3 protein-coding genes and 1 tRNA gene are annotated in these 3,138 nt (G+C 36.5%); 3 read left to right on the top strand and 1 reads right to left on the bottom strand.

From position 1 onward, the window contains the following. The first annotated feature begins 35 nt into the window (after positions 1-35). The 3 genes from Q0L65_RS05110 to Q0L65_RS05100 all read left to right on the top strand — a co-directional run bounded on the left by Q0L65_RS05110 (position 36) and on the right by Q0L65_RS05100 (position 1,882). Positions 36-123 (top strand) — tRNA-Ser (locus tag Q0L65_RS05110). Between the two features lie 263 nt (positions 124-386). Then, positions 387-1,661, top strand: a complete 1,275-nt coding sequence (locus Q0L65_RS05105) for a site-specific integrase (protein WP_296684177.1) — start codon at positions 387-389, stop codon at positions 1,659-1,661. Beyond that, positions 1,658-1,882, top strand: coding sequence for a DUF4248 domain-containing protein (locus Q0L65_RS05100; RefSeq protein WP_296684175.1), 225 nt, complete (start codon positions 1,658-1,660; stop codon positions 1,880-1,882). The genes Q0L65_RS05105 and Q0L65_RS05100 overlap by 4 nt, the downstream gene beginning before the upstream one ends. A 64-nt stretch (positions 1,883-1,946) precedes the next feature. Here the strand turns inward: Q0L65_RS05100 and Q0L65_RS05095 are convergent, their stop codons facing one another. Continuing rightward, positions 1,947-2,933: a hypothetical protein gene (locus Q0L65_RS05095; protein WP_296684174.1), complete on the bottom strand. Its 987-nt coding sequence runs from the start codon at positions 2,931-2,933 to the stop codon at positions 1,947-1,949. Positions 2,934-3,138 lie beyond the last annotated feature (205 nt).

The following is a 3,138-nucleotide window of genomic DNA, read 5'->3' as shown; positions in this document are numbered from 1 at the left end:
CTTGTCAATTCTGAAAGTTTATGTACTTTTGGCGCGGAGAGTTGGCAGAGTGGTCGATTGCGGCAGTCTTGAAAACTGTTGAACCGCGAGGTTCCGGGGGTTCGAATCCCTCACTCTCCGCCAAGTCAAAGTACTGAAATGTACAAAAGCGTGTAAACACTGAGTTTCACGCTTTTTTTTTGTTCTTTTTTTTACTGAAATGTACCGTTTTATACCCCAACTGGGTTGCAATCTGGTGACCACTTTTCAAAAATCAAAAAGTGGTAACGGGTGTGAGTACATTTTGGTACGTAATAGTACTGAAAAACAGCTGTTTATATTTGTTTTGTAGGGTGTAGTTATTGTAGTTTTGTCATCAAAATGGGGGCGCAATTAATACTTACGCCATGTCGTCAAGAACATCGTTTGGGTTGACATTTTACATCAACCGAACAAGAGAAAGAAAAAACGGGGAATGTCCCGTGATGCTACGCATCAATATCAACGGAGATCGAATAGCTCTCCAAGTACACAGGTTCGTCAAACCTGAAAACTGGGACCCGGCCCGCTATGTAATGAAAGGACGCACCGAAGAGGCACGTGTTTTCAATAATTACCTGGAAGCGGTCCGTTTAAAAGCGCACACCAAATACAATGAGCTTTTAACCTACACAGATGATGTCACACCGCAGATGCTTAGGGATGCAATCCTTGGTGTAAACACTGCTAAATCAAGACAAATCATCGAAATATGGGAAGAATACGTGGCTGATCTCAAGAAACTAATCGGCAAGGAAATTACTTACGCTACTTTTCAAAAACACAATACGGCAAAAAACCATTTTCAAGCCTTCTTACAAGAGAAATGTAGTTGCACAGACATTTCTATTAAAGCGGTTAATTATCAGCTTATACAGAAATACAGCATTTATTTAAAAACCGAAAAGGGCTGCGGCTACAACACGGCTGTAAAATTTCTGCAGAACCTCAAAACAGTTACGCGTCTGAGCATCAGAAGTGGTTGGTTGCTCAAAGATCCTTTCAATGGCATCAATTTAACTTTGAAAGAAGTGGACAGGCCTTATCTTACTGAAGAAGAAATACAACGCCTCATAGAATTCAATTCCACTTTTGAAAGGTTGAACCGAGTGCGCGATTTTTTTATTTTCTCCTGTTACACCGGATTGGCATACATCGATGTCCAAAAACTCAAAAGAGCAGAAATTGAGGGCAACGATCAATCTGGCTATTGGATCAGAACCCGAAGAAAGAAAACCGGTGGCCGAGCAAATATTCCATTATTGGATATTCCCATGAGCATCATTAGAAATTACTGTCAATTAGAACTACTCGATGCAGAAGACCCGATTCTACCCATCCTGAGTAACCAAAAAATGAATGCCTACCTCAAAGAGCTAGCAGATTTATGCCACATTCAAAAGCAGCTATCTTACCATGTTGCCCGCCACACCTTTGCCACAACAGTTACTATGATGAATGGCGTACCGATTGAAACTGTTTCAAAAATGCTCGGGCATAAAAACATTCACAGCACCCAGCATTACGCCCGCATTGTAGACAAAAAGGTAGGCGACGACATGAAACTCCTTGCAGCCAAATTAAACGGCGCCAGTACCATTCAATTCAATAAAACAAATGTTGAACAAATACCGATAATATGATTAATGAACCTTTCAAAGTGCGGGCTTACGGCTTCGGTGAGCTCGCACAACTTTACTTCCCAAACATTACCAAGAAAAGCGCCTCCTGGCAACTCCGGTTATGGATTAATGCATCGACAGGTTTAACCGAAAAACTGGGCGAAACAGGCTATGAAAAAGGGAGAAGATTGTTGACACCGTTGCAAGTGGGAATGATTGTGGGTGAGTTTGGAGAGCCGTGAATTATTTACCTACATTAAAATCAACTTTAAACTAAATGTATGTGAAGGTAATTGAGCTGAATAACTATTTTCGTACAATTACATTTATTCTATCTTTTGCTACACATATTCCATCTTTAATGGCATAACTTTCAACAAAATGTGTTCCTTTATAAGCTGTTTTTTCAGTAATTTTTGAGCTGGTATTATCAGTAATCTCGCCTCTTGGTTCAGGAGTATTAGCATCATTTTTAACTTTCCACTTAAATAGATTACAACTTGTATTATTTTTTACTACTCTAAAGTCTATGCTATTCTTTGTGTCGACTACTCCATTTGTAACCGTCAATCTTGCATTAAACGATCGAAAACCATGAAGATTTTTTATAAAACCATCAATTTTAAATGTCAAATCAGAATCAATCAAAGTTGGGATTTTTTGGTCAAATAGAAACTGTTCATTTTTACCGTGTCGTTTGTAGTAACCGGTGTTTATAACATTTTCAATATCTTGAATACCATCGATGTTTTCAAAACTAATCAAAACTGAATCAATAGACTGGTATATTAATTCTCTTTGAAAATCTGTTAACTCATTTAAATACCCGTCAATATATCTTGTATTATCAGCTCTATCTAAGATGCGGGGATGACTAATTTTATCTTTAAGTTCAGTGAAAAATACAAAAATAGAATCAAAAATCTCCAAGTCATGAAAACGTAAAAAGTACTGTGTAATTATTTGTTCTAAATGAAAAGATTTTAATTTAAACTCTTCATTTTGAAGTTTGCATGAATTTTTCCAACCCTTTACAAATTTTACAGTTTTTCTAAAGTCAGAATTGATCTTATTTAGTTCACTTGCCGTTTCGATATAACCAAGCGGGTCTGTTTTGATCCAATTAATTTCAGTTTTGCTTTGAATTTTCTCAGAATAATATTTGTCTCTATTTTCTCCTATTCTTTTTTTAATTATTTCGGGAACATAGAACATGTTTCGATTATACTCATTTATTCCTTTTTTTAATGCAGGGACTAAATCAACTGCAAAAATCTCTTCTTGTCCTTCCAAATATCTAAATGAAATAGAATGAGTTTGAACAACTATTTTTAACTCATGGTTTGTAGGGTTATTATACTCCTTCTTAAATTTATTGGTAAGCTTCCCTTGAACAGTAACGGTTATAGATAGAGTTCCTGGGTTAAATGTTAGTACTAAGTTAGTTATCTATTTGAAAAGTTGGGTATAAAGAATCAATAAAATCTTCCTTACATTG

It is taken from the genome of Flavobacterium sp. (assembly GCF_024642105.1).
GTDB lineage: Bacteria > Bacteroidota > Bacteroidia > Flavobacteriales > Flavobacteriaceae > Flavobacterium.
The sequence above is the reverse complement of the archived record's forward strand: the minus strand, read 5'-3'. Positions and strand labels throughout refer to the sequence as shown.

Excerpts from the sequence above, each read along its gene's own strand:
- Q0L65_RS05105 (WP_296684177.1), top strand. The coding sequence starts at position 387 with ATGTCGTCAAGAACATCGTTTGGGTTGACATTTTACATCAACCGAACA.
- Q0L65_RS05100 (WP_296684175.1), top strand. The coding sequence starts at position 1,658 with ATGATTAATGAACCTTTCAAAGTGCGGGCTTACGGCTTCGGTGAGCTC.